This window comes from Bacillus sp. TH19 (assembly GCF_016651075.1).
GTDB classification, from domain to species: Bacteria; Bacillota; Bacilli; order Bacillales; family Bacillaceae_G; genus Bacillus_A; species Bacillus_A mycoides.
Window position 1 is genome coordinate 122,501 of sequence record NZ_JAEKEO010000007.1, and the last position, 25,345, is coordinate 147,845.

Annotated in this window: 19 protein-coding genes, 3 tRNA genes, 3 rRNA genes, 1 other RNA gene and 1 other annotated feature (1 of these 27 only partly in view); of the genes, 4 read left to right on the plus strand and 22 right to left on the minus strand. The window is 39.8% G+C overall.

Annotation, left to right across the window (positions count from 1 at the left end; translation table 11 throughout):
* The 7 genes from JFU54_RS04370 to tadA form a co-directional block, all read right to left on the minus strand.
* Positions 1–107 carry the beginning of a pro-sigmaK processing inhibitor BofA family protein gene (locus JFU54_RS04370; protein ID WP_002009632.1) on the minus strand. 163 nt of this gene lie to the left of the window's left edge, so the window shows 107 of its 270 coding nt (coding positions 1–107); its start codon is at positions 105–107; its stop codon lies beyond the left edge, outside the window.
* A 260-nt stretch (positions 108–367) separates the two neighbouring features.
* A complete protein-coding gene (locus JFU54_RS04375; RefSeq protein ID WP_002009631.1) occupies positions 368–589 on the minus strand; it encodes a YaaL family protein in 222 nt (73 codons plus the stop codon).
* Positions 590–603: 14 nt separating this feature from the next.
* Positions 604–1,200 carry a recombination protein RecR gene (gene recR / locus JFU54_RS04380; RefSeq protein ID WP_002009629.1) on the minus strand — a complete coding sequence of 199 codons (597 nt, stop codon included), beginning with the start codon at positions 1,198–1,200 and terminating at the stop codon, positions 604–606.
* Positions 1,201–1,214: 14 nt separating this feature from the next.
* Positions 1,215–1,541, minus strand: a complete 327-nt coding sequence (locus JFU54_RS04385; RefSeq protein ID WP_170935248.1) for a YbaB/EbfC family nucleoid-associated protein — start codon at positions 1,539–1,541, stop codon at positions 1,215–1,217.
* Between the two features lie 25 nt (positions 1,542–1,566).
* Positions 1,567–3,255 (minus strand): DNA polymerase III subunit gamma/tau, encoded by a 1,689-nt coding sequence (gene dnaX, locus JFU54_RS04390; RefSeq protein ID WP_201063800.1) that lies wholly within the window; start codon positions 3,253–3,255, stop codon positions 1,567–1,569.
* 132 nt (positions 3,256–3,387) lie between these two features.
* Positions 3,388–3,652, minus strand: an RNA gene (ffs, locus tag JFU54_RS04395) — signal recognition particle sRNA large type.
* A gap of 78 nt (positions 3,653–3,730) precedes the next feature.
* Positions 3,731–4,225, minus strand: a complete 495-nt coding sequence (tadA, locus tag JFU54_RS04400; protein ID WP_002029304.1) for a tRNA adenosine(34) deaminase TadA — start codon at positions 4,223–4,225, stop codon at positions 3,731–3,733.
* Positions 4,226–4,331: 106 nt separating this feature from the next.
* Between tadA and JFU54_RS04405 the strand changes: the two genes are divergently transcribed.
* The 3 genes from JFU54_RS04405 (at position 4,332) to JFU54_RS04415 (ending at position 6,301) form a co-directional block, all read left to right on the plus strand.
* Positions 4,332–4,871 carry a cysteine hydrolase family protein gene (locus JFU54_RS04405; RefSeq protein WP_002009622.1) on the plus strand — a complete coding sequence of 180 codons (540 nt, stop codon included), beginning with the start codon at positions 4,332–4,334 and terminating at the stop codon, positions 4,869–4,871.
* A gap of 123 nt (positions 4,872–4,994) precedes the next feature.
* Entirely contained in the window at positions 4,995–5,630 is a 636-nt protein-coding gene (locus tag JFU54_RS04410; protein WP_002009621.1) for a deoxynucleoside kinase, read from the plus strand.
* Between the two features lie 2 nt (positions 5,631–5,632).
* Positions 5,633–6,301, plus strand: a complete 669-nt coding sequence (locus JFU54_RS04415) for a deoxynucleoside kinase (protein WP_002009620.1) — start codon at positions 5,633–5,635, stop codon at positions 6,299–6,301.
* 35 nt (positions 6,302–6,336) lie between these two features.
* On the opposite strand, the gene JFU54_RS04420 is transcribed toward JFU54_RS04415, so the two are convergent.
* The 7 genes from JFU54_RS04420 to guaB form a co-directional block, all read right to left on the minus strand.
* Complete coding sequence (locus JFU54_RS04420) at positions 6,337–6,732, minus strand: sigma factor-like helix-turn-helix DNA-binding protein (RefSeq protein ID WP_201063801.1); 396 nt, start codon at positions 6,730–6,732, stop codon at positions 6,337–6,339.
* 166 nt (positions 6,733–6,898) lie between these two features.
* Positions 6,899–6,991, minus strand: a tRNA-Ser gene (locus JFU54_RS04425).
* A gap of 154 nt (positions 6,992–7,145) precedes the next feature.
* Positions 7,146–8,420: a serine--tRNA ligase gene (serS, locus tag JFU54_RS04430; protein WP_002009617.1), complete on the minus strand. Its 1,275-nt coding sequence runs from the start codon at positions 8,418–8,420 to the stop codon at positions 7,146–7,148.
* A gap of 51 nt (positions 8,421–8,471) precedes the next feature.
* Positions 8,472–8,692, minus strand: a binding site (T-box leader).
* A gap of 54 nt (positions 8,693–8,746) precedes the next feature.
* Positions 8,747–9,337, minus strand: coding sequence for a pyridoxal 5'-phosphate synthase glutaminase subunit PdxT (pdxT, locus tag JFU54_RS04435; protein ID WP_201063802.1), 591 nt, complete (start codon positions 9,335–9,337; stop codon positions 8,747–8,749).
* Positions 9,338–9,355: 18 nt separating this feature from the next.
* Positions 9,356–10,243, minus strand: coding sequence for a pyridoxal 5'-phosphate synthase lyase subunit PdxS (gene pdxS / locus JFU54_RS04440; protein ID WP_002009615.1), 888 nt, complete (start codon positions 10,241–10,243; stop codon positions 9,356–9,358).
* A 159-nt stretch (positions 10,244–10,402) separates the two neighbouring features.
* Positions 10,403–11,710 carry a serine hydrolase gene (locus tag JFU54_RS04445; protein WP_157381623.1) on the minus strand — a complete coding sequence of 436 codons (1,308 nt, stop codon included), beginning with the start codon at positions 11,708–11,710 and terminating at the stop codon, positions 10,403–10,405.
* Between the two features lie 113 nt (positions 11,711–11,823).
* Positions 11,824–13,287 carry an IMP dehydrogenase gene (gene guaB, locus JFU54_RS04450; RefSeq protein WP_201063803.1) on the minus strand — a complete coding sequence of 488 codons (1,464 nt, stop codon included), beginning with the start codon at positions 13,285–13,287 and terminating at the stop codon, positions 11,824–11,826.
* Positions 13,288–13,402: 115 nt separating this feature from the next.
* On the opposite strand from guaB, the gene JFU54_RS04455 reads away from it, so the two are divergent.
* Positions 13,403–14,404 (plus strand): YaaC family protein, encoded by a 1,002-nt coding sequence (locus JFU54_RS04455; RefSeq protein ID WP_088038103.1) that lies wholly within the window; start codon positions 13,403–13,405, stop codon positions 14,402–14,404.
* Between the two features lie 35 nt (positions 14,405–14,439).
* On the opposite strand, the gene rrf is transcribed toward JFU54_RS04455, so the two are convergent.
* From rrf to recF, 8 genes are all read right to left on the minus strand, one after another.
* A 5S ribosomal RNA gene (gene rrf, locus JFU54_RS04460) occupies positions 14,440–14,555 on the minus strand.
* Positions 14,556–14,604: 49 nt separating this feature from the next.
* A 23S ribosomal RNA gene (locus JFU54_RS04465) occupies positions 14,605–17,526 on the minus strand.
* Positions 17,527–17,605: 79 nt separating this feature from the next.
* Positions 17,606–17,681: transfer RNA gene (locus tag JFU54_RS04470), tRNA-Ala, on the minus strand.
* 10 nt (positions 17,682–17,691) lie between these two features.
* A tRNA-Ile gene (locus JFU54_RS04475) sits at positions 17,692–17,768 on the minus strand.
* Between the two features lie 131 nt (positions 17,769–17,899).
* Positions 17,900–19,451 (minus strand): 16S ribosomal RNA (locus JFU54_RS04480).
* The 16S, 23S and 5S rRNA genes sit together here with 2 tRNA genes alongside, the layout of an rRNA operon.
* A 243-nt stretch (positions 19,452–19,694) precedes the next feature.
* Complete coding sequence (gene gyrA, locus JFU54_RS04485; RefSeq protein WP_002016488.1) at positions 19,695–22,166, minus strand: DNA gyrase subunit A; 2,472 nt, start codon at positions 22,164–22,166, stop codon at positions 19,695–19,697.
* Positions 22,167–22,254: 88 nt separating this feature from the next.
* Positions 22,255–24,177, minus strand: a complete 1,923-nt coding sequence (gyrB, locus tag JFU54_RS04490; protein WP_002034986.1) for a DNA topoisomerase (ATP-hydrolyzing) subunit B — start codon at positions 24,175–24,177, stop codon at positions 22,255–22,257.
* Between the two features lie 38 nt (positions 24,178–24,215).
* Entirely contained in the window at positions 24,216–25,343 is a 1,128-nt protein-coding gene (gene recF, locus JFU54_RS04495) for a DNA replication/repair protein RecF (protein ID WP_002016486.1), read from the minus strand.
* Positions 25,344–25,345 lie beyond the last annotated feature (2 nt).

A 25,345-nucleotide genomic window follows, 5' to 3' on the forward strand; every position in this document is an offset into this window, starting at 1 on the left:
TGAAAGAGTGCTTTCCCTATAAAACGTATTGGTTTAGCAGAAACACCAAAAACAAGAAAAATAAAAACTAAAGAAAGAATGCCAACAATAATAATTGTAGAATTCATTTTTTCCTCCTTATGAATGACCTATACATATCCATTTGTATGGGACAAGACAAGAAAAAAGAACATCTATAACATAACTCCTACCACTTCATCTTCATAACCTTTAATCAGTAATCTTTCTTCTAAGCACTAGCAATTAGATACAACTAATTCCATTCCCATTTTTTCTTTCTCCTCTTTATATCCCAAAAATAAAGTAGCCCTATTACTCACAAATAAATCGATAAAAAGTAAAAGGTCCCGCTTTAAAGCGGGACCTTTTACCATTGTTCCATTTTCACAGGACGACGTTTTGCTTCTTTTAACAAGAAAAAATATTTCGCCTCTGCTATTTTTAAAGAACAAAGTACATCTTGAGACGGCTCAACACTTTGTTCAACCAGTCTCTTCTGACGTAGCCATTCATTCTTTACCTTTTCTAATAATACAATTAACTTATCGTCATACTCTTTACGCAACTTACCCTTTTTTTGAAAGAACATTTTCCCTTCTCCTCTTATATCTCTCTACGGCCTTCTAAAGCTTTCGATAGTGTTACTTCATCTGCATATTCTAAATCTCCACCAACTGGCAGACCATGTGCAATACGAGTTACTTTAATTCCTGTTGGCTTTAAGAGGCGGGATATGTACATCGCTGTGGCTTCCCCTTCAATATTAGGGTTTGTTGCTAATATCACTTCTTGTACTGTTTCATCTTGCAGTCTCTTTAATAACTGCGGGATATTAATATCCTCTGGTCCAATTCCCTCCATTGGAGAAATGGCACCTCGCAAAACATGATATACACCTTGATATTCTTTCATTTTTTCCATCGCAATTACATCTTTCGGCTCTTGTACTACACAAACAACCGATTGATCCCTATGCGAATCGTCACAAATATAACAAGGATCGCGGTCAGTGATATGTCCGCACACAGAACAATACGCTAAATCTCGCTTTGCATTCACAAGTGCTTTCGCAAAACCTAGTACATCATCCTCTTTCATATCTAACACGAAGAATGCCAATCGAACCGCTGTTTTCGGTCCAATTCCTGGCAACTTCATAAAACTATCGATTAATTTTGATATCGGTTCTGGATAATGCATATATCAATATCCTCCTAGAACATTCCACCTGGTAAGTTCATGCCTTTTGTAAATTTGCCCATTGTAGAGTTTGAAAGTTCATCAACCTTTTTAAGTGCATCATTCGTTGCAGCTAATACTAAGTCTTGTAACATTTCGATATCTTCTGGATCTACAACTTCTTCTTTAATTTTCACTTCAAGAACTTGCTTATGACCATTTGCAATAACAGTAACCATTCCGCCGCCAGCTGTACCTTCAACTGTTTTTTCGCCAAGCTCTTCTTGCGCCTTCGCCATGTCCTTTTGCATCTTTTGCATTTGTTTCATCATATTATTCATATTTCCCATTCCGCCACGCATCATAATTAATTCCTCCTCATTATTATTACTCTTTTATTTCAATAAGTTCTTGCCCTACTAATTTTACAGCCTCTTCTATAAGAGGATCTTCTTTTTGTTCAGGGCTTTCTTCAGAATCCCCGCCTTCGCGTTGTAAAAAGTCTTCACGAATTTTACCCCATTCACTTTTTGGGATAGCAATCATATTTAACCTTTTACTTAACAATTCAAAAAGAGTTTGTTCCAATGTATCCATCGCTTCTCGATTTTCACTAGCCATTTTGCAATGAATCTCATATTGAAATGCTAACACATAGGTATCATCCGAAGCCGCAACTGGTTCACTATTTTCTAATAAAACAGCAAATGCTACTTTGTTATGTGACTTGAGCCTTCCTAATAATTCGCCCCATACAGCTTTTAACTGTTCTAAATCTTGACGCTTCGCTTGCTTTAACACTTCATTCACACGTCCAACAGGAATTTTCATACTTCCTGTTCGTACTGGTTTTGGTGTTGCCCGCGTCTCTCTTACTTCCTGCTGCACACCAGCTTGCACGCCATTCTTTTTAACTTGCTCTAACTCTTTCTCCAACTGCTGCATCCTGTTCATAATCGCTTGTAAACGATCTGCGCCGTTTGCTTGCATCATAAACTGCTGACACAGTTGCACCATAACAACTTCCAAGAATATTCTTGGATGGTTTGTCCACTTCATCTCCTGTTGTCCCTTACTAAGGGTATGAATAATTTCATAGATTACTTCCGGTTGCATTTCTTCACTTAACGTACGGAATTGATCATCTACAATTACCCGTTCCAACATATGTTCTAATTTTGGTGAAGTTTGATATAAAAGCATATCACGATAGTAGTAAATGAAATCCTCCATAAAGCGAACTGGATCTTTCCCTTTACTCATCATCTCATCTATAATACGTAACGCTCTTGATACATCATTTTCACGTATACATTCTACCAGGTCACCCAAATATCGCTGAGATACAGATCCTGTTACAGCTAAAACATCTTCACTCGTCACCGTCTCATCACTATAAGAAATAGCTTGATCAATAAGACTGAGCGCATCACGCATACCACCTTCGGCGGCACGCGCTACGATTTGTAACGCTTCATCTTCTACTTGCGTACCTTCATTTGTCACGACCGTCGATAATCTCTCAACGATATCATTTACTGATATCTTTCGAAACTCAAAACGCTGACAACGTGAAATAATTGTAGCTGGAATTTTATGCGGTTCTGTTGTCGCCAGAATAAAAATAACATGTCCTGGCGGCTCTTCTAAAGTTTTCAAAAGCGCATTAAAGGCACCCATAGAAAGCATGTGAACTTCATCAATAATGTATACTTTATATCCTACAGCACTTGGAGCATATTTTACTTTATCTCTTATATCTCGAATTTCATCTACACCGTTATTTGAAGCCGCATCAATTTCTAATACATCTGAAATAGACCCTTGTGTAATTCCTAAACAAGAAGGACATTCATTACAAGGTTCAGCTACCGGGGCGTGTTCACAGTTAATTGCCTTTGCAAATACTTTTGCAATTGTCGTTTTCCCTGTTCCCCTCGGACCCGAAAACAAATAAGCATGTGAAGCTTTCTCTTGAAGAAGGGCATTTTGCAACGTTTTTGTCACGTGCTTTTGACCGACTACATCTTCGAATTTTTGCGGTCTCCATGTTCGGTATAACGCTTGGTATGACACGAAAATACGGCCTCCCTCAAAGGTTATTATCTCATTTATTATAACCCATTCTGTTTATAGATTCCAAAAGTTATTTTCCATACAAAAAACTCACCTTTATATAAAGGTGAGTTTTGTATACATATATAACTGCCGTGCACCTTCTGTCGATTACGTACCATAAGCGTTACTCAAGCAGTTAGCTCGGTTCAGGCACTCCTGCGGCACACGAGAAAACCCGCTTATTGCTGCTTCCTTCCGGACCTGACAAGGTTCACGGGGTCCCGTTGCGCAGGACCCAAACGTCAACACCACTTACTTAAGGCAGACCTTACAGCAACATAACCTCGAGAAGGGATTCAGCCTCGCTAGAGCGGATTGCGAGTATAGGGCACCGCTACCTCCCCGCTTAGCACGGCAAAGTTAAAACCAATATTCGGTTGCCTTGGATAAGGCATTATCAGTATAACTTGTTTTTTTACAAAATGCAAATACGTTAGTTACCATTACTTTTCTCTAGTTTTTTCACTTCTTTTCTTTTCTTACGAAGCTCCCTAAAAAAAATCGTTAACAACGTACCACATTCTTCTTCAAGTACACCAGGCACTACTTCACACTGATGATTAAAACGCTCATCAGTTAAAAGATTCATCAACGTACCTGCACATCCACCTTTCGGATCGCTCGCACCATATACAACCCGTTTTATACGCGATAAAACAATTCCCCCTGCACACATTGGGCAAGGTTCTAATGTTACATATAACGTTGCATCTTCTAAACGCCATGTCCCTAATTTTTTGCAAGCTTCATCAATAGCCAAGAGTTCGGCGTGAGCTATTGATCTCTGTTCAGTTTCTCTTAAGTTATGTGCGACACTAATCACTTCACCATCTAGCACAATTACAGCACCAATTGGTACCTCTTGTATCGCCTCCGCCTTCTTCGCTTCCTCTATTGCTAACTGCATAAAATATATATCTCGCTCCATATTATAGTCCTTTCACCAAAAATAAAATACACTTTTTCATTTCTTGCAGGTGGGATAACTTTTACAAATTCAATCCAACCTAAAGAAGAAAGAGAGGGAATTACATATGAAAAATACTGCCTTACTCATTATCGATATGATTAATGATTTTCAATTCTCCCACGGACCCATCCTGGCACAGAAATGTGAAATTATAAAGAACCCCATTTTACAATTAAAGGACACCATGAAGTCATTGGGCTATCCAATAATTTATATCAATGATCACTATCAACTTTGGAGATCTGATATTGATCAACTTATCACCCATTGTACAAATGAGTATAGTAAAAATATTATCGAGGCCATTGCTCCGCATACTGACGATTACATTTTTATTAAACCACATTACTCTGCTTTTTATGAAACACCTTTGAATTCTTTATTAGGTTATTTAAAAATCGAAAATCTCATTTTAACCGGAATTGCCGGGAACATATGCATCCTTTTTACAGCTAATGATGCCCATATGAGAAATTATACACTTTATGTACCACGGGATTGTATCGCTTCTAATAACGAGCAAGATAATGAACATGCTTTAAAAATAATGGAAGCCACATTAAAGGCAAATATTGTACCGTCATCCCAAATAAAATTTAATTAATACATATCTATTTTCTAACTTTTTATATCAAATTAGTCCGCTCGCTCCCCTCTTGTGCTACAATAATTCTGTTTTGTGTTTTTAGTAGTCACGGTAAATCACTGATTGAAAGGAGGAAACAGCGTGACCGGAGTACCATTTATCACGGTTGAAGGACCAATTGGTGTTGGAAAAACTTCACTTGCGAAGGAACTTTCAACTCACATGCAACTCCACTTACTAAAAGAGATTGTTGATGAAAATCCTTTTTTAGGAAAATTCTACGAAGACATCGACGAATGGAGTTTTCAAACAGAGATGTTCTTTCTTTGTAATAGATACAAACAACTAGAGGATATTAACATAAAGTATTTGAATCAAAGAAAGCCTGTAGTAGCAGATTATCATATATTTAAAAATTTAATTTTTGCATCCCGTACATTAAAAGATTCTCAATATGACAAGTACATGCAAATTTATCGCATTCTTACGCAAGATATGCCTGTGCCAAATGTCATCGTTTATTTAACAGCGAGCCTAGAAACATTACAAAAACGAATTGCCATGCGCGGAAGAGAATTCGAAAAAAATATGGATCCAAATTACTTGCTACAGCTTACAAAAGATTACGAAACAGCAATGGATGCTTTCAAAAAGGACCATCCAGATATTCCAGTATTGAAATTTAATGGAGACGATATGGATTTTGTAAGAAATCCTGATGATTTAAATGTCATCTTATCAGCTCTTCAAAATACTCTCTTGAAGGAGTCGAAATAACAATGAATTTAAGGCAAAAATATGATATACCAAATGATGCAGTTATCACTATTGCTGGAACAGTAGGTGTCGGTAAATCAACTATGACAACTGCATTGGCTAACGCTTTAGGTTATCGTACATCTTTTGAAAAAGTAGATTCCAACCCATATTTGGACAAGTTCTATGCTGATTTCACACGCTGGAGCTTTCACTTACAAGTGTACTTTTTAGCAGAACGATTTAAAGAACAAAAAAGAATTTTCGAATATGGTGGCGGTTTTGTTCAAGACCGTTCTATATATGAGGACACTGGTATTTTCGCAAAAATGCATTACGAAAAGGGTACAATGACTGAAACTGATTATGAGACATACAAAGGGTTATTTGATGCTATGGTCATGACTCCTTACTTCCCTCATCCAGACTTATTAATTTACCTAGAAGGTTCTTTTGATGATATTGTCGATCGTATTCAAGAACGAGGACGTCCCATGGAGCAGCAAACACCAATTGAATATTGGAAAGAGATGCATGGACGTTACGATAACTGGATTAATAACTTTAATTCATGCCCTGTTTTACGATTAAACATTAATGAATACGATATTTTAAAAGATGGCGATTCAATCGAACCAATCATTAAAAAAATTGGACATTTTTTAAAACAAACACGTAAACTTGTAAAATAAAAAACCCGTGCATATGCACGGGTTTTCCTATGAAATTACTTTTTCTTTTTTGTCGGAGCAATAATTTCACTCTCTGGCTTTCCAGCATTAATACGCTGACGAACAGTACTCGTACTAATATCATATGTTTCAGCAATCTCTTTAACAGTCAATTCTTTCCCATTAATTACTGCTGTTAGTAATTTCCCTGTACGTTTTGAAGTTACTTCTTTTTGCACAGCTGGTTTTTCAGCTTCTTTTGGTACCTCTACTTTTTTTGCAACCTGTTTTACATCACAAGTGCAACCACAAAGTTTACGGAATGTATCATCACTTATAATGCGCGACACATTTGCACCACTGTTTAAAATTCTATTGTTCTTACAGACAGGACATTGTACATAATATAAAGTTTTTCCATCTAAAGGAAACGTTTGTATAATAAGATCCATGTTAACTCCTTTCATATCTATGAAGATAATCATCGGAATATGAGTGTGTAATAAGGACACTATATCCTTACATCATACTTTATGATTGGTTTTAAAATAAAAACTCGTTACGTGTTGGTAACGAGTTCTCCAATCTCCACTTATATGCGCTGTTGTCAATTATATCTGGAGGAGGTAGAGGGATTCGAACCCCCGCGCGACTCTCGCCGCCTGTCGGTTTTCAAGACCGATCCCTTCAGCCAGACTTGGGTATACCTCCATATTGACATCAAATATAATATCAAAAGAAAAACAGTTAGTCAACCCTACTATAATAAATTATGAGGAAAGGGAAATTTTACTTCCCCTCTCCTTTATGACACTGCTGACAACGTCCATAATTACCAATCACTCATACCGATGAATGTTTTAACTTATTTAATAACTGTTTTTCCTCCCATATAAGGGCGAAGAACTTCTGGAATTATAATTGTACCATCTTCTTGTTGGTAGTTCTCTAAAATAGCTGCCACTGTACGTCCAATTGCAAGACCAGATCCATTTAGTGTATGAACATGTTCCGGTTTACCATTTGGCTCACGACGGAAACGGATATTCGCGCGTCTCGCTTGGAACGCCTCAAAATTACTACAAGAAGAAATTTCACGATATGTACCATAGCTTGGAATCCATACTTCAATATCGTATTTCTTCGCTGCTGTAAATCCTAAATCTCCTGTACACATGCTCATAACGCGATATGGCAACTCTAATAATTGTAACACGCGCTCTGCATCATTTGTTAATTTTTCTAACTCTTCGTAAGAATCTTCTGGTTTCACGAACTTCACAAGTTCAACTTTATTAAATTGGTGTTGACGAATTAAACCACGTGTATCACGACCAGCTGAACCTGCTTCAGAACGGAAGCATGAGCTAAACGCAGCATATCGTATCGGCAATTGCTCTTTACTCACAATCTCATCACGATGCATATTCGTTACAGGTACTTCAGCTGTTGGGATTAGGAAATAATCTTCACTTTCAATACGGAATGCATCTTCTTCAAACTTTGGAAGTTGTCCTGTTCCTGTCATACTTGCACGGTTTACCATATAAGGAGGCAATACTTCCTCATATCCATGCTCATCAGTATGAAGGTCAAGCATAAAGCTAATCAAAGCACGTTCTAATCTTGCACCAGCACCTTTGTAAAATACAAATCGGCTTCCTGTTACTTTCCCAGCACGTTCAAAATCTAAAATCCCTAAATCAGTAGCAAGGTCCCAATGTGGTTTTGGCTCATAAGTAAATTCTTTCACTTCTCCCCAAGTACGTGCTACTACGTTATCATCCTCTGTTTCGCCTATTGGGGCAGATTCATGAGGGATATTTGGGATAGATAGCATTAATCTTTCTAAATCTTCTTCAACTGTACGAAGCTCATTATCAAGATCTTTTACTTTTTCCCCAACTTCACGCATTTCTAGAATTAGAGCTTCCGCATCTTTCTTTTCACGCTTTAATACTGAAATTTGTTGAGATACTTCGTTACGTTTACTTTTTAGTTCTTCTGTTTGAACAAGTAGCTCTCTTCTTCTCGTATCAAGTTCTTCAAAGCGACCAAAATCCGTTAAATCTTCGCCTCTATGCTGTAATTTTGCTTTTACTTCTTCAAAATTCGTACGTAAAAATTTAATATCAAGCATTATATACTCCTCCTTTTATTTTATAAAACACAAAAAACTCCCGTCCCTATACAAAGGGACGGGAGTTAACCCGCGTTGCCACCCTAGTTGAAAGCATTACCGCTTTCCTCTCAAGTAGAAATAACGGCTCTTCACCGGGAATGTTTACTAATCAAAAGATATTCCACATTCCATTCCAGGATGGATTCACAAACTGTTTCTATCGATTTCCACCAACCATCGACTCTCTATAAGAAACAACATTTGTTACTACTTCCTATCAACACGCTTATTTTATAAAATTGTTATCATCAATTTACTATAATCTTATACAAGTTGCAAGTTACTTATACAACTTTTTTCATTTTCGCTTCTTTTACCATTTCTACAAAGTATGCTGTTACACGATGATCATCCGTTAATTCCGGATGGAAAGAAGCAGCTAAAAACGGCCCTTGCCTTACCGCTACCATTCGCTCGCCATGCATAGAAAGTACTTCAACATCATCAGCTACATTTACAACATACGGAGCACGGATAAATACACCAACAAAGTCTTCTCCCACACCTTTAATTGAAAGTGCAGCTTCAAAACTATCTTTTTGGCGTCCGAACGCATTGCGCTCAACCGTAATATCCATAGCACCAATATGTGCTTCTTCATAGCCAATAAGTGTTTTCGCAAGAAGAATCATTCCTGCACATGTACCAAACATTGGTTTACCAGACTTCGCAAATGTACGAAGAGGCTCCATGAAAGCATACTTATCAATAAGACGGCGCATTGTTGTACTTTCACCGCCTGGTAAAATAAGACCATTAATCTCTTCAAGTTGCTCTATACGCTTTACAACAACAGCTTCTGCACCACTTGCCTCAACTGATTTTACATGCTCACGAACTGCACCTTGAAGACCTAGTACACCGATTTTCACCATTTTAAAGATCTCCTTTAATTACCATCCACGCTCTTGCATGCGTTGTTCTGGTAATAACGTTGAAATTTCGATACCTTTCATTGCATTACCTAATCCTTTAGAAAGGCTTGCAATTAGTTCGTAATCTTCATAATGAGTCGTTGCTTCAACGATTGCACGTGCAAATTTCTCTGGGTTCTCTGATTTGAAGATACCAGATCCAACAAATACACCATCAGCACCAAGTTGCATCATTAACGCTGCATCTGCTGGTGTTGCTACACCACCTGCTGCAAAGTTTACAACTGGCAGGCGACCAAGGCGTTTAATTTCAAGTAGTACTTCATAAGGAGCACCAGTATTTTTTGCATATGTCATTAACTCATCTTCACGTAGACTTGCAACTTGACGGATTTCTGCATTGACTTGGCGCATATGACGCACTGCCTCTACAATGTTTCCTGTTCCAGGTTCACCTTTTGTACGAAGCATAGCTGCACCTTCTGCAATACGACGTGCAGCTTCTCCGATATCGCGGCAACCACATACAAACGGAACTGTGTAATCACGTTTATTTAAATGGTATACTTCATCAGCAGGAGTCAATACTTCACTCTCATCGATATAGTCTACCCCTAATGATTCTAATACACGTGCTTCTACAAGGTGACCGATACGACATTTTGCCATAACCGGAATTGATACAGCACCCATAACTTCTTCAACAATTGTTGGATCTGCCATACGAGAAACGCCACCTGCTGCACGAATATCTGCAGGTACACGCTCTAATGCCATAACAGCAACTGCGCCTGCCTCTTCTGCAATCCTTGCTTGCTCAGCGTTAACTACGTCCATAATAACGCCGCCTTTTTGCATTTCTGCCATTCCACGTTTTACACGTTCTGTCCCTGTTACATTTGTCATGTACAAAAACCCCCCTAGGTGAATTGCTTTCCCCGTTAAAGAAGAAAATTAAGAATACTCTTACATTCTACCACTAACTATCTGATGCTTGTCTACTACTTTTTCATAAAGTCGGTATGAAAAATAGGAATAAGAAAAAGCTCCTACGATGAGGAGCTTTTAAAACCAACCTTTTACTGTATCAATAGCACCATTCCACATACCACTAAAGAAAGAACCAATTCCGCGCATAGAACGTGTAAACCAGCTTGCCTCTTCTACTTCAGATTTTGTTACAAGGTCTACTTGTAATGATTTTCCTGATAAAAATCCAGGATCATTACTATCTTTAGACGTTACAACCATTTGTCCAAGTGCAACTCCCTTTTTCAGAGGTGCTTCTTGTCCCTTATTTCCTTCTTTAAATTCTGTTTTATAAACGTCTTTACTTCCCTTTGGTACCGGAAGTGAAACAGCTTGCTTCGTTTGAACTGCTACATCTTTATCTTTCGCATTTTCAACTCTTACTGTTTCTTTTCCTTTGACCGAAGAACCTTTTTCATACATTTTCTTCATTTCAAAGTTAGCAAAGCCATAATCATATAATTTCTTCGTCTCATCGAAACGCGCTGTATGAGAACTTGTTTTAATAACTACAGAAATAAAACGCATACCGTTTCGTTCAACAGTACCAGTGAAGCAGTCCCCTGCTTCTGGAGTTGATCCTGTTTTTAGACCATCTACTCCGTCATATTCTTTAACTAAACCCTTTAACATCCAGTTCCAGTTCGACATCCCAAATTTCTCTTTTTCTGGACGGAAAACTTTTTTCGGGATTTTTGCTGTATCTAACACTTTTGGATAATCTTTAATTAAATGTTGCGCTAAAGTTGCAACATCCTTCGCAGACATTTTATTTTCTTCATCCGGTGTTGTACCTTCAGGATGCATCCCTTTTAAATCTTTGTTCGTTAAACCCGTAGAATTAACAAATTTATAATTTTTCAATCCTAGTTCTTTCGCTTTATCATTCATCATTTTTACGAAATCTACTTCTTTACCTGCAATTGCTTCTGCTAATGCAATTGTTGCACCATTTGCAGAAAAGATTGCCATTGCCTCGTATAACTCTTTTACTGTATACAGGCCACCATTTTCTAATGCAACATTTGATAATGAAGCATCTTGTGAAATCTTATATGCATATTCGGAAACCTTAATTTTTTGATCCCACTTAAGTTTTCCTTTATCCACTGCTTCATGAACTAAATATTCACTCATCATCTTTGTCATACTAGCAATTGATAATAATTCATCTGCATTCTTTTGATATACAATTTTTCCAGAATTCGCTTCAACTAAAATCGCTGCACCTGCTTCAATGTTTAAAGCAGCTCCTGTTTCTGCTGATGCATTGCTATATGGTGCAAACACGCCAAAAGCTAGTGTAAGCACTGTTACCAACGCAATGAATCTTTTGCAAAACATACCTTTCACTTTTGCTACCCCCAATATCTATGTACTCACATAACCGTTATTCTAACATAATCAAAAAAAAATAGACAGAGATATCAAATCTCTGTCTATTTGTATATAAGACATTACAATGAGTAGTTTGGGGCCTCTTTTGTAATCTGTACGTGATGAGGATGGCTTTCACGTAAACCTGCACCTGACATACGAATGAACTGTGCATTCTCACGTAAGAATTCTAAATTCTGCGCTCCGCAATATCCCATACCTGCACGTAATCCACCAACTAATTGATGAACTGTATCTGCTAAAGGTCCTTTATATGGTACGCGTCCTTCAATACCTTCAGGAACAAGTTTTTTGTTTCCTTCTTGGAAGTAACGATCTTTACTTCCTTTTTCCATCGCTCCAACAGAACCCATACCACGATATACTTTAAATTGGCGACCTTGGTAAATTTCAGTTTCTCCAGGGCTTTCAGCAACACCAGCAAACATACTACCTAGCATAACAACGTGTGCTCCTGCTGCTAAAGCTTTAACCATATCACCAGAGTACTTAACACCGCCATCAGCAATAACTGGAATACCGTGTTTACGAGCTTCTGTTGCACAATCATAAACTGCTGTTAATTGTGGTACACCAACACCAGCTACAACACGCGTTGTACAAATAGAACCTGGTCCAATACCAACTTTAACTACGTTTGCACCAGCCTCAATTAATGCTTTCGTTGCTTCAGCTGTAGCAACATTTCCAGCGATAATATTTAGTGCTGGATATTTCGCACGAACTTCTTTTACTTTTTCCATAACACCTTTAGAATGCCCATGAGCTGTATCAAGTACAATTGCATCTACGCTAGCTTTTACTAATGCATCGATACGAAGCATAGCATCAGCCGTTACACCAACAGCTGCTCCAACTAATAAGCGTCCTTGCTTATCTTTGGCAGAGTTTGGGAATTCAATTACTTTTTCAATATCTTTTATTGTAATAAGCCCTTGTAATACACCGTTATTATCAACAAGAGGGAGCTTTTCAATTTTATACTTTTGTAGGATTTTTTCAGCTTCTTCCAGTGTAGTACCAACTGGAGCTGTAATTAACTGTTCTTTTGTCATTACGTCAGAAATTTTGATTGAGTAGTCTTGGATGAAACGCATATCACGGTTTGTAATAATACCAACTAATTTTCGCTCATCTAAATTATTTACAACTGGTACACCTGAGATACGATATTTTCCCATAAGATGTTCTGCATCATATACTTGATGTTCTGGAGTTAAGAAGAAAGGATCTGAAATAACGCCGCTTTCAGAGCGCTTTACTTTATCAACTTGCTCTGCTTGTTGCTCAATAGACATATTCTTATGAATAATTCCTAAACCGCCTTGGCGAGCCATTGCAATAGCCATGTCAGCTTCTGTTACTGTATCCATTCCTGCACTAATTAACGGGATGTTTAGCTGTAAGCTTTCAGATAAAACTGTTTTAACACTTACTTCTCTTGGTAATATATCTGACCTCGCTGGTACAAGTAATACATCATCAAAAGTCAAACCTTCTTTAACAAATTTAGATTCCCACATAATTGTTCCCCCCATGATACCAGAAATTATTATTAGTAGCTTATCAATTGGTTAAAATACTGTCAAGGACGTATATATATGTTAGAATTTTTAGACAATAAAAGGAGCGTAATATATGCATCAAACACATTGTACTTGGCAGCAATTAAGTTTCTTTTTTTCATCTCAAAATGTACAACGTTATCTTGCCCGTTGTTATGAAAAATCCTCCATACAAGATGCTGAAAAAAAAAGTTTTGAAAACTGTTATCCCTTTATTTACTACTTAGAACACGGGAGAAATTATTATGAATTATATAAGGTGGCCCCCTTTTCGATTCAGCCGATGTTGTTATTTTATGGAATTAGCCAACTATTTAAAGCTTGCTTGTTAACTATTGATCCTAACTACCCAGAATCAACTACTGTTTTAGCTCATGGCGTTACGACTCGTAAACGGAAAAAACAGGGGTATCAATTTTTAGAAGATGAGGTGAAAATACAGAAAAACGGATTGTTTACTCACGTTGCAGAACAACTGTTTCACATGAAACACTTAGAAGCGGAGAAGTTTAATATGTTAGAGCTAATGGGGAATATTCCTGAATTACAAAATTTGTTGCGCTATAGTCAAAAAGTATCAACTTTATATAAGATCGATTCAACAAATAAAAATGAGCTCTCCTTTTCAGTCAATATATTAGATCGACTACATATGACTAAAGAGCGATTTTCTCGTTACATCGAAACAACTTGTAAGCATTTATCAATACAACACGTACCTGAGAAAAATAATGAATTAAATTTGTTTTTTTCGGCACCTATTCAATCATGGAATCCTATGTATAGTACACCTTTATACTATGAGCATCTTACTGACACTTATTATTTACCACTTACGACTGACCCTAGAAACTCTAAGCCAGTGTTGCCTGAGCTTCTTGTTCATTATTTATTACTCTATAATTTAAGTATGATTTCTAGGTATGAAACGGATTGGTGGTATGACTTACTTGGAAGTTATGGATCTGAAGATTATCCGTTTATTTATCAATTTCTCAATATTTCTGCTCAAAAAATCCCTTACTATATTTCAGCATTTTTACTAACGGAATCCAACCTATTTCATGGGAAATAAAAAAACACGAGTCAAATGACTCGTGTTTTTATCTTGCTTGGCGACGTCCTACTCTCACAGGGACAAGGTCCCAACTACCATCGGCGCTAGAGAGCTTAACTTCCGTGTTCGGTATGGGAACGGGTGTGACCTCTCTGCCATCATCACCAAACTATGAAGGTATATTCCTTCAAAACTAGATAACATTTGCTTCATATTATATGGTTAAGTCCTCGATCTATTAGTATTCGTCAGCTCCACATGTCACCATGCTTCCACCTCGAACCTATCAACCTGATCATCTTTCAGGGATCTTACTAGCTTACGCTATGGGAAATCTCATCTTGAGGGGGGCTTCATGCTTAGATGCTTTCAGCACTTATCCCTTCCGCACATAGCTACCCAGCTATGCCCTTGGCAGAACAACTGGTACACCAGCGGTGCGTCCATCCCGGTCCTCTCGTACTAAGGACAGCTCCTCTCAAATTTCCTGCGCCCACGACGGATAGGGACCGAACTGTCTCACGACGTTCTGAACCCAGCTCGCGTACCGCTTTAATGGGCGAACAGCCCAACCCTTGGGACCGACTACAGCCCCAGGATGCGATGAGCCGACATCGAGGTGCCAAACCTCCCCGTCGATGTGGACTCTTGGGGGAGATAAGCCTGTTATCCCCGGGGTAGCTTTTATCCGTTGAGCGATGGCCCTTCCATGCGGAACCACCGGATCACTAAGCCCGACTTTCGTCCCTGCTCGACTTGTAGGTCTCGCAGTCAAGCTCCCTTATGCCTTTGCACTCTACGAATGATTTCCAACCATTCTGAGGGAACCTTTGGGCGCCTCCGTTACACTTTAGGAGGCGACCGCCCCAGTCAAACTGCCCACCTGACACTGTCTCCCGGGTCGATAAGACCCGTAGGTTAGAATTTCAATACAGTCAGGGCGGTATCCCACCAGCGCCTCCACCGAAGCTAGCGCTCCGGTTTCAATGGCTCCCGCCTATCCTGTACAAACTGTACCAAAATTCAATATCAGGCTACAGTAAAGCTCCACGGGGTCTTTCCGTCCTGTCGCGGGTAACCTGCATCTTCACAGGTACTATAATTTCACCGAGTCTCTGGTTGAGACAGTGCCCAAATCGTTACACCTTTCGTGCGGGTCGGAACTTACCCGACAAGGAATTTCGCTACCTTAGGACCGTTATAGTTACGGCCGCCGTTTACTGGGGCTTCAGTTCAGAGCTTCGCTTACGCTAACCCCTCTCCTTAACCTTCCAGCACCGGGCAGGTGTCAGCCCCTATACTTCGCCTTACGGCTTCGCAGAGACCTGTGTTTTTGCTAAACAGTCGCTTGGGCCTATTCACTGCGGCTTTCCGTTAAGAAAGCACCCCTTCTCCCGAAGTTACGGGGTCATTTTGCCGAGTTCCTTAACCAGAGTTCTCTCGCACACCTTAGGATTCTCTCCTCGCCTACCTGTGTCGGTTTGCGGTACAGGCACCTTTTATCTCGCTAGAAGCTTTTCTTGGCAGCGGGGAATCAAAGACTTCGCTCCATAAGGAGCTTCCCCATCACAGCTCAGCCTTCACGATAAGCGGATTTGCCTACTTATCAGCCTAACTGCTTGGACGTGCACAACCAATCGCACGCTTCTTCTATCCTTCTGCGTCCCTCCATTGCTCAAACGATAAAGAGGTGGTACAGGAATATCAACCTGTTGTCCATCGCCTACGCCTGTCGGCCTCGGCTTAGGTCCTGACTAACCCTGAGCGGACGAGCCTTCCTCAGGAAACCTTAGGCATTCGGTGGACGGGATTCTCACCCGTCTTTCGCTACTCATACCGGCATTCTCACTTCTAAGCGCTCCACCAGTCCTTCCGGTCTGACTTCACTGCACTTAGAACGCTCCCCTACCACTGATACCATTGGTATCAATTCGCAGCTTCGGTGGTGTATTTAGCCCCGGTACATTTTCGGCGCAGAGTCACTCGACTAGTGAGCTATTACGCACTCTTTAAATGGTGGCTGCTTCTGAGCCAACATCCTAGTTGTCTAAGCAACTCCACATCCTTTTCCACTTAATACACACTTTGGGACCTTAGCTGGCGATCTGGGCTGTTTCCCTCTTGACTACGGATCTTATCACTCGCAGTCTGACTCCTAAGGATAAGTCATTGGCATTCGGAGTTTGACTGAATTCGGTAATCCGATGAGGACCCCTAGTTCAATCAGTGCTCTACCTCCAAGACTCTTACACTTAAGGCTAGCCCTAAAGCTATTTCGGGGAGAACCAGCTATCTCCAGGTTCGATTGGAATTTCTCCGCTACCCACACCTCATCCCCGCACTTTTCAACGTGCGTGGGTTCGGGCCTCCATTCAGTGTTACCTGAACTTCACCCTGGACATGGGTAGATCACCTGGTTTCGGGTCTACGACCACGTACTAAACGCCCTATTCAGACTCGCTTTCGCTGCGGCTCCGCCTCTTCAGCTTAACCTCGCACGGGATCGTAACTCGCCGGTTCATTCTACAAAAGGCACGCCATCACCCATTAACGGGCTCTGACTATTTGTAGGCACACGGTTTCAGGATCTCTTTCACTCCCCTTCCGGGGTGCTTTTCACCTTTCCCTCACGGTACTGGTTCACTATCGATCACTAGGGAGTATTTAGCCTTGGGAGATGGTCCTCCCAGATTCCGACGGAATTTCACGTGTTCCGCCGTACTCAGGATACATTCAAGAGAGAACGAAGTTTCGACTACGGGGTTATTACCCTCTGTGACGGACCTTTCCAGGTCGCTTCGTCTACCTCGTTCCTTTGTAACTCCGTATAGAATGTCCTACAACCCCAAGAGGCAAGCCTCTTGGTTTGGGCTAGATTCCGTTTCGCTCGCCGCTACTCAGGAAATCGCATTTGCTTTCTCTTCCTCCAGGTACTTAGATGTTTCAGTTCCCTGGGTCTGTCTTCCATACCCTATGTATTCAGGTAAGGATACCATACCATTACGTATAGTGGGTTTCCCCATTCGGAAATCTTCGGATCAAAGCTTACTTACAGCTCCCCGAAGCATATCGGCGTTAGTCCCGTCCTTCATCGACTCCTAGTGTCAAGGCATCCACCGTGCGCCCTTTCTAACTTAACCAAACTAAAATTAAAAAATATGAGCTACACTGTTATCTAGTTTTCAAAGAACATACCATTTGCTATATAAAATAGCTTTTTGGTGGAGCCTAGCGGGATCGAACCGCTGACCTCCTGCGTGCAAGGCAGGCGCTCTCCCAGCTGAGCTAAGGCCCCGTAAAATGTATGGTGGGCCTAAATGGACTCGAACCATCGACCTCACGCTTATCAGGCGTGCGCTCTAACCAGCTGAGCTATAGGCCCATACAAATTGCGGAATTTATTTATATCATATTCCTATTTAAGAGTCAATACTTATATTGAACTCTCAAAACTAAACGAAAACGAAACACGGAAACTTATATTGATGAACTGCGTTCATCAATTCTCCATAGAAAGGAGGTGATCCAGCCGCACCTTCCGATACGGCTACCTTGTTACGACTTCACCCCAATCATCTGTCCCACCTTAGGCGGCTGGCTCCATAAAGGTTACCCCACCGACTTCGGGTGTTACAAACTCTCGTGGTGTGACGGGCGGTGTGTACAAGGCCCGGGAACGTATTCACCGCGGCATGCTGATCCGCGATTACTAGCGATTCCAGCTTCATGTAGGCGAGTTGCAGCCTACAATCCGAACTGAGAACGGTTTTATGAGATTAGCTCCACCTCGCGGTCTTGCAGCTCTTTGTACCGTCCATTGTAGCACGTGTGTAGCCCAGGTCATAAGGGGCATGATGATTTGACGTCATCCCCACCTTCCTCCGGTTTGTCACCGGCAGTCACCTTAGAGTGCCCAACTTAATGATGGCAACTAAGATCAAGGGTTGCGCTCGTTGCGGGACTTAACCCAACATCTCACGACACGAGCTGACGACAACCATGCACCACCTGTCACTCTGCTCCCGAAGGAGAAGCTCTATCTCTAGAGTTTTCAGAGGATGTCAAGACCTGGTAAGGTTCTTCGCGTTGCTTCGAATTAAACCACATGCTCCACCGCTTGTGCGGGCCCCCGTCAATTCCTTTGAGTTTCAGCCTTGCGGCCGTACTCCCCAGGCGGAGTGCTTAATGCGTTAACTTCAGCACTAAAGGGCGGAAACCCTCTAACACTTAGCACTCATCGTTTACGGCGTGGACTACCAGGGTATCTAATCCTGTTTGCTCCCCACGCTTTCGCGCCTCAGTGTCAGTTACAGACCAGAAAGTCGCCTTCGCCACTGGTGTTCCTCCATATCTCTACGCATTTCACCGCTACACATGGAATTCCACTTTCCTCTTCTGCACTCAAGTCTCCCAGTTTCCAATGACCCTCCACGGTTGAGCCGTGGGCTTTCACATCAGACTTAAGAAACCACCTGCGCGCGCTTTACGCCCAATAATTCCGGATAACGCTTGCCACCTACGTATTACCGCGGCTGCTGGCACGTAGTTAGCCGTGGCTTTCTGGTTAGGTACCGTCAAGGTGCCAGCTTATTCAACTAGCACTTGTTCTTCCCTAACAACAGAGTTTTACGACCCGAAAGCCTTCATCACTCACGCGGCGTTGCTCCGTCAGACTTTCGTCCATTGCGGAAGATTCCCTACTGCTGCCTCCCGTAGGAGTCTGGGCCGTGTCTCAGTCCCAGTGTGGCCGATCACCCTCTCAGGTCGGCTACGCATCGTCGCCTTGGTGAGCCGTTACCTCACCAACTAGCTAATGCGACGCGGGTCCATCCATAAGTGACAGCCGAAGCCGCCTTTCAATTTCGAACTATGCAGTTCAAAATATTATCCGGTATTAGCCCCGGTTTCCCGGAGTTATCCCAGTCTTATGGGTAGGTTACCCACGTGTTACTCACCCGTCCGCCGCTAACTTCATAAGAGCAAGCTCTTAATCCATTCGCTCGACTTGCATGTATTAGGCACGCCGCCAGCGTTCATCCTGAGCCAGGATCAAACTCTCCAATAAAGTTAGTTTGTCTAGCATCTAAAAATAAAAATTGACGTTTCACGTTGTTTGTTTCGTTTAGTTTTCAAAGTTCAACATCGCGTTTCAGCGACTTTCATAATATATCATAGTATATTATTTTCGTCAACAAGTTTTTTTCGATAACTTGTATCTCTCATTTGCTGACTTTTCCTATTATATACACTTTCCTATTGCTATGCAAGTATTATTATAAAAAAATAAGAGGGGGAGAAATCCCCACTCTTACTCTTCAGAAGAATCCTCTTCATTAGATTCTTCTTCTTCATCTTTTTGCGCTTTTGCTACTGTCGCTACCTCTTGCTCATCTTCTAATCGAATTAGACGAACACCTTGTGTATTACGTCCCATTTGAGAGATTTGATCAACCGGCATACGAATAATAACGCCTGCTGCTGTAATTAACATAATGTCTTCTTCGCCTGTTACAGACTTAACCGCTACTAACTTACCGTTTTTATCTGTAATATTACAAGTCTTCAGACCTTTACCACCACGACTTTGCAGACGGTATTCATCAATCGGTGTACGCTTTCCATAACCATTTTTGGTTACAATTAGAACATTTACATCCTCTTCGACAATTTCCATACCTACAACTTGATCTTCATCACCTAATGTAATTGCTTTTACACCAGCCGCATTACGTCCCATTGAACGCACATCTTGCTCATTGAAACGAATTAACATACCGTTACTTGTCCCAACGATAATATCCTTATCACCAGATGTTAAGCGTACAGAGATTAATTCATCCTCTTCACGAAGAGAAATTGCAATTAAACCATTTGTACGTATATTGGCAAATGATGAAAGTGGTGTTCTCTTAGAGATACCTTGTTTCGTTGTAAAGAATAAGAACTGGTCGTCACCAAATTCACGAATTGGAATAATAGCGTTGATCCACTCACCCTTATCTACCCCTAATAGATTAATAATCGGTATACCTTTTGCTGTACGACTATACTCTGGAATTTCATATCCTTTTGTACGGTATACTTTACCCTTGTTTGTGAAGAATAAAATATGATCATGAGTAGACGTTGTTAATAAATGTTCGACAAAGTCATCATCATTCGTACCCATTCCTTGTACACCACGTCCCCCACGGTTCTGTGTTTTGTACGTAGAAGCCGGTAACCTCTTAATATAACCATTATGAGTAAGTGTAATTGCGATATTTTGTTCTGGGATTAAATCTTCATCCTCTATAGCTTCCATACCGCCAATTGTAATTTCTGTTCTTCTCTTATCATTAAAACGCTCTTTTACTTCAGCTAATTCCTCGCGAATAATTTCAAGAACTTTTTCTTCGTCTGCTAAAATTGCTTTTAACTCTGCAATTATCTTCATTAAATCTTGATATTCTTGTTCGATTTTTTCGCGTTCTAATCCAGTTAAACGTTGCAAACGCATATCTAAAATCGCCTGCGCTTGTTTCTCACTTAAGCCGAAACGTTCCATTAAACCTTGTTTTGCAATATCAGCTGTTTTTGAACTACGGATTAAAGTAATAACCTCATCAAGATGATCTAAGGCAATTCGTAAGCCTTCTAAAATATGAGCACGCGCTTCTGCTTTCTCTAATTCATAAGCAGTACGTCTACGAATCACTACCTTTTGATGCTCTAAATAATAATATAGATTTTGTTTTAAATTTAAGACTTGTGGCTCTCCATTTACAAGAGACAACATATTAATACCGAAGCTAGTTTGGAGTGCTGTATGTTTATATAGATTATTTAATAGTACATTGGCATTGGCATCACGACGTACTTCCATAACAATACGCATACCATTTCGATCTGATTCATCACGTAAATCTGTAATACCTTCAATTTTCTTATCACGAACTAGTTCTGCGATCTTTTCAATTAATCGCGCCTTATTAACTTGATAAGGTAGTTCTGTTACGATAATAGTTTGTTTACCATTTGCTTTCTCTTCAATTTCAACTTTAGCACGAAGTATAATAGAACCGCGACCTGTTTCGTAAGCTCTTCGAATTCCACTTCGCCCTAAGATTAAACCTGAAGTTGGGAAGTCTGGCCCAGGAATATATTCCATTAATTCCGCGATAGTGATATCAGGGTTATGACTTAATGCCAACACACCATCAATTACTTCTCCAAGTTGATGCGGTGGAATGTTTGTTGCCATACCAACCGCAATACCCGTCGTACCATTGACTAATAAGTTAGGGAAACGCGCTGGTAATACAACTGGCTCTCTTTCAGAACCATCGTAGTTATCTTGATAATCAATTGTATTCTTTGTAATATCGCGTATTAATTCCATAGAAATCTTAGACATTCTTGCTTCTGTATAACGCATTGCTGCCGCTGAATCTCCATCAACAGAACCGAAATTACCATGTCCATCAACAAGCATGTAACGTTGACTAAAATCTTGTGCCATACGTACCATTGTTTCATAAACAGCTGAATCACCGTGCGGGTGATACTTACCAATTACTTCGCCGACAATACGCGCCGACTTCTTATATGCTTTATCAGCTGTAATTCCTAAATCATTCATCGCATATAAAACCCTACGATGAACTGGTTTTAATCCATCACGAACATCTGGTAATGCACGAGACACGATAACACTCATTGCGTAATCTAAAAATGAGGTACGCATTTCATGACTAATATTAATTTCTCGAATTCGTGCTTGTTGTTGATTGTCTGACATCAACGAGCACCTCCTCTTACATTTCCGTTACACATACATTGATTTATATGTAGAAGACAGGAATACTTAGATTCCTGTCATTACTCACTTAAATATCAAGGTTTTTCACGTATTTTGCATTTTCTTGGATAAAGTTACGACGCGGCTCTACTTTATCACCCATCAAAATTTCAAATGTTTCATCCGCTTCAATTGCATCTTGAAGGGAAACTTGAAGTAACGAACGTACTTCTGGGTCCATTGTCGTCTCCCACAGCTGAGTTGGATTCATTTCCCCTAGACCTTTATAACGCTGAATCCCAGGCTTAGGTTGAGCTGGTAATTCAGCTAGTATTTTTTCAAGTTCTTTATTGTTATAAGCATATTGAATTTTTTTACCTTGTTGTACTTTAAACAACGGTGGCTGTGCGATATATATATATCCACACTCAATGATTTGACGCATATAACGATAGAAGAACGTTAATAATAGGGTACGAATATGTGCACCATCAACATCGGCATCTGTCATAATAATAACTTTATGATAGCGAGCTTTTTCAATAGCAAAATCCCCACCAATATTTGTACCAATTGCTGTAATAATTGTACGAACTTCATCATTTGATAAAATCTTATCTAAACGTGCCTTTTCAACGTTAATAATTTTACCCTTCAGTGGTAAAATCGCTTGAAAATGACGATCGCGTCCTTGTTTTGCAGATCCGCCCGCAGAGTCACCCTCCACGATATAAATTTCGCTAATTGCTGGATCTTTAGAAGAACAATCAGCTAGCTTCCCTGGTAAACTTGAAACTTCTAGAGCACTCTTTCGGCGCGTTAGTTCACGAGCCTTTTTAGCCGCTACACGTGCACGCGCTGCCATAGTCCCTTTATCTATAATTTTACGTGCAACATTGGGGTTTTCTAGTAAGAACTTTTCAAACGCCTCTGAGAATACAGACTCTGTAATCGTTCTCGCTTCACTATTTCCAAGTTTCGTCTTTGTTTGTCCTTCAAATTGTGGATTTGGATGCTTAATTGACACGATTGCTGTTAAGCCTTCACGAACATCTTCACCAGTTAAATTACTATCCGCATCTTTTAAAATATTATTTTTACGACCATAATCGTTAATTACACGCGTTAGAGCAGTCTTAAAACCTACCTCATGTGTACCGCCTTCATACGTATGAATATTATTTGTAAATGAATAAATATGATTTGTATAGCCTTCGTTATATTGAAGAGCAACCTCAACCTGAATCCCATCTTTTGAACCGTCAACATATACAGGTTCTTCATGAATCGGTTGTTTTGAACGATTTAAATGTTCAACATATGATTTAATTCCACCTTCATAATGGAATTCTTTCTTTTGCTTATGTTCACGCTTATCTTCAATTGTTAATTTAATATTACGATTTAAAAACGCCAACTCACGCATACGAGTCGCTAATGTATCAAATTCGTATTCTGTCGTCTCTGTAAAAATTTCTGAATCTGGCTTAAAGCGTGTGATCGTTCCTGTACGATCAGTTTCACCTATTACTTTTAAATCCGCAGCCGGGACCCCGCGTTCATATTTTTGATAGTGTATTTTTCCATCTCGATGTACAAATACCTCTAATTCTGTTGATAAAGCATTTACAACAGATGCACCTACACCATGCAAACCACCAGAAACTTTATAACCACCACCGCCAAATTTACCACCGGCATGTAGTACCGTCATAATAACTTCTACAGCAGGACGTCCCATTTTTTCTTGTATACCAACAGGGATACCGCGACCATCATCTGTTACAACAATACTATTATCTTCTTCAATACTGACATTAATTTCATCACAATATCCTGCTAAAGCTTCATCAATACTGTTATCAACAATTTCCCACACGAGGTGATGAAGACCTTTTCCACTTGTAGAACCAATATACATACCAGGACGCTTTCGAACTGCCTCCAGTCCTTCTAACACCTGAATCTGACTTTCATCATATGCATTTTCCTGCATTTGCTTTTGTTCCATTGACACAAAGATCACCTACTTTTCCATTTAAACAGAAATTATTTTCTGTCTATTTCACAATCTACCGTGCCGTTCGTTACATGAATTGTTTTCGCTTCTTTCAATGTTTCGTGTTCAATTCCCTCGACACTCGTCGTTGTCACAAAGGTTTGTACTTTTCCTTGAATTGTATTTAGCAGATGCGATTGACGATAATCATCTAATTCTGATAACACATCATCTAGTAAAAGAATTGGATATTCCTTAACCTCTGAGTATATCAATTCAATTTCAGCCAATTTTAGGGATAGTGCGGTTGTTCGTTGTTGTCCTTGTGAACCAAAGACTTGAACATTTTTACTATTAACGAAGAATTGTAAATCATCACGATGAGGACCAAGTAAAGTTGTACCCCGAAAAATTTCACGTTGTTTCACAGATTGAAAACTTTCATAGTATACTTCTTTTATTTTCGACAAATCCATTGATTCTGATACATCTACACTTGGTTTATAAACGATTTCTAACTCCTCTAATCCCCTGCTAATTCCGCGATGAATTGGAGCAGCCCATTCTTGTAGTAAATGCAAAAACTCAAAACGTTTTCGCAAAATTTTTGCACCATGCTCAATAAGTTGAAGTGTAAATACATCCAACATCGTTTCCTCATTTTTACTATTCCCTTGCATCTTCTTAAGTAAATGATTTCGTTGCGTGAGTACCTTTTGATATTGACTTAATTCATACAAATAGACCGGAGCTATTTGTCCAAGTTCCATATCCAAAAAGCGTCTTCGTACTTGAGGGCTTCCTTTTACAAGATTTAAATCTTCTGGGGCAAACATAACAACATTCATTTCACCAATATACTGGCTCAATTTTTGTTGTTCTAACTGATTTAACTTTGCCTTTTTACCTTTTTTTGAAATATTTAATTCTAAGGATACTGAACTATTTCGCCTTTGTAATCTACCTTTTATATTACCATAATCCTCATCCCAACGAATGAGTTCACGATCGTTCGAAGTTCTATGAGATTTCGCCATCGCCAATACATAAATAGCTTCCATCAAATTCGTTTTCCCTTGCGCATTTTCACCAATAATTACATTGACTTTATCCTCAAAGGAAAGCTCTAAATGCTCATAATTGCGATAGTTTTTTAATTGTATTTCTGTAATAAACAAAG

Excerpts from the sequence above, each read along its gene's own strand:
- JFU54_RS04375 (WP_002009631.1), bottom strand. The coding sequence starts at position 589 with ATGTTCTTTCAAAAAAAGGGTAAGTTGCGTAAAGAGTATGACGATAAG.
- JFU54_RS04445 (WP_157381623.1), bottom strand. The coding sequence starts at position 11,710 with ATGTTTTGCAAAAGATTCATTGCGTTGGTAACAGTGCTTACACTAGCT.
- serS (WP_002009617.1), bottom strand. The coding sequence starts at position 8,420 with ATGCTTGATATTAAATTTTTACGTACGAATTTTGAAGAAGTAAAAGCA.
- guaB (WP_201063803.1), bottom strand. The coding sequence starts at position 13,287 with ATGTGGGAATCTAAATTTGTTAAAGAAGGTTTGACTTTTGATGATGTA.
- tadA (WP_002029304.1), bottom strand. The coding sequence starts at position 4,225 with ATGGAGCGAGATATATATTTTATGCAGTTAGCAATAGAGGAAGCGAAG.
- pdxT (WP_201063802.1), bottom strand. The coding sequence starts at position 9,337 with ATGGTGAAAATCGGTGTACTAGGTCTTCAAGGTGCAGTTCGTGAGCAT.
- JFU54_RS04415 (WP_002009620.1), top strand. The coding sequence starts at position 5,633 with ATGAATTTAAGGCAAAAATATGATATACCAAATGATGCAGTTATCACT.
- JFU54_RS04455 (WP_088038103.1), top strand. The coding sequence starts at position 13,403 with ATGCATCAAACACATTGTACTTGGCAGCAATTAAGTTTCTTTTTTTCA.
- JFU54_RS04385 (WP_170935248.1), bottom strand. The coding sequence starts at position 1,541 with ATGCGTGGCGGAATGGGAAATATGAATAATATGATGAAACAAATGCAA.
- JFU54_RS04420 (WP_201063801.1), bottom strand. The coding sequence starts at position 6,732 with ATGGATCTTATTATACAAACGTTTCCTTTAGATGGAAAAACTTTATAT.
- gyrA (WP_002016488.1), bottom strand. The coding sequence starts at position 22,166 with ATGTCAGACAATCAACAACAAGCACGAATTCGAGAAATTAATATTAGT.
- gyrB (WP_002034986.1), bottom strand. The coding sequence starts at position 24,177 with ATGGAACAAAAGCAAATGCAGGAAAATGCATATGATGAAAGTCAGATT.
- recR (WP_002009629.1), bottom strand. The coding sequence starts at position 1,200 with ATGCATTATCCAGAACCGATATCAAAATTAATCGATAGTTTTATGAAG.
- JFU54_RS04405 (WP_002009622.1), top strand. The coding sequence starts at position 4,332 with ATGAAAAATACTGCCTTACTCATTATCGATATGATTAATGATTTTCAA.
- pdxS (WP_002009615.1), bottom strand. The coding sequence starts at position 10,243 with ATGACAAATGTAACAGGGACAGAACGTGTAAAACGTGGAATGGCAGAA.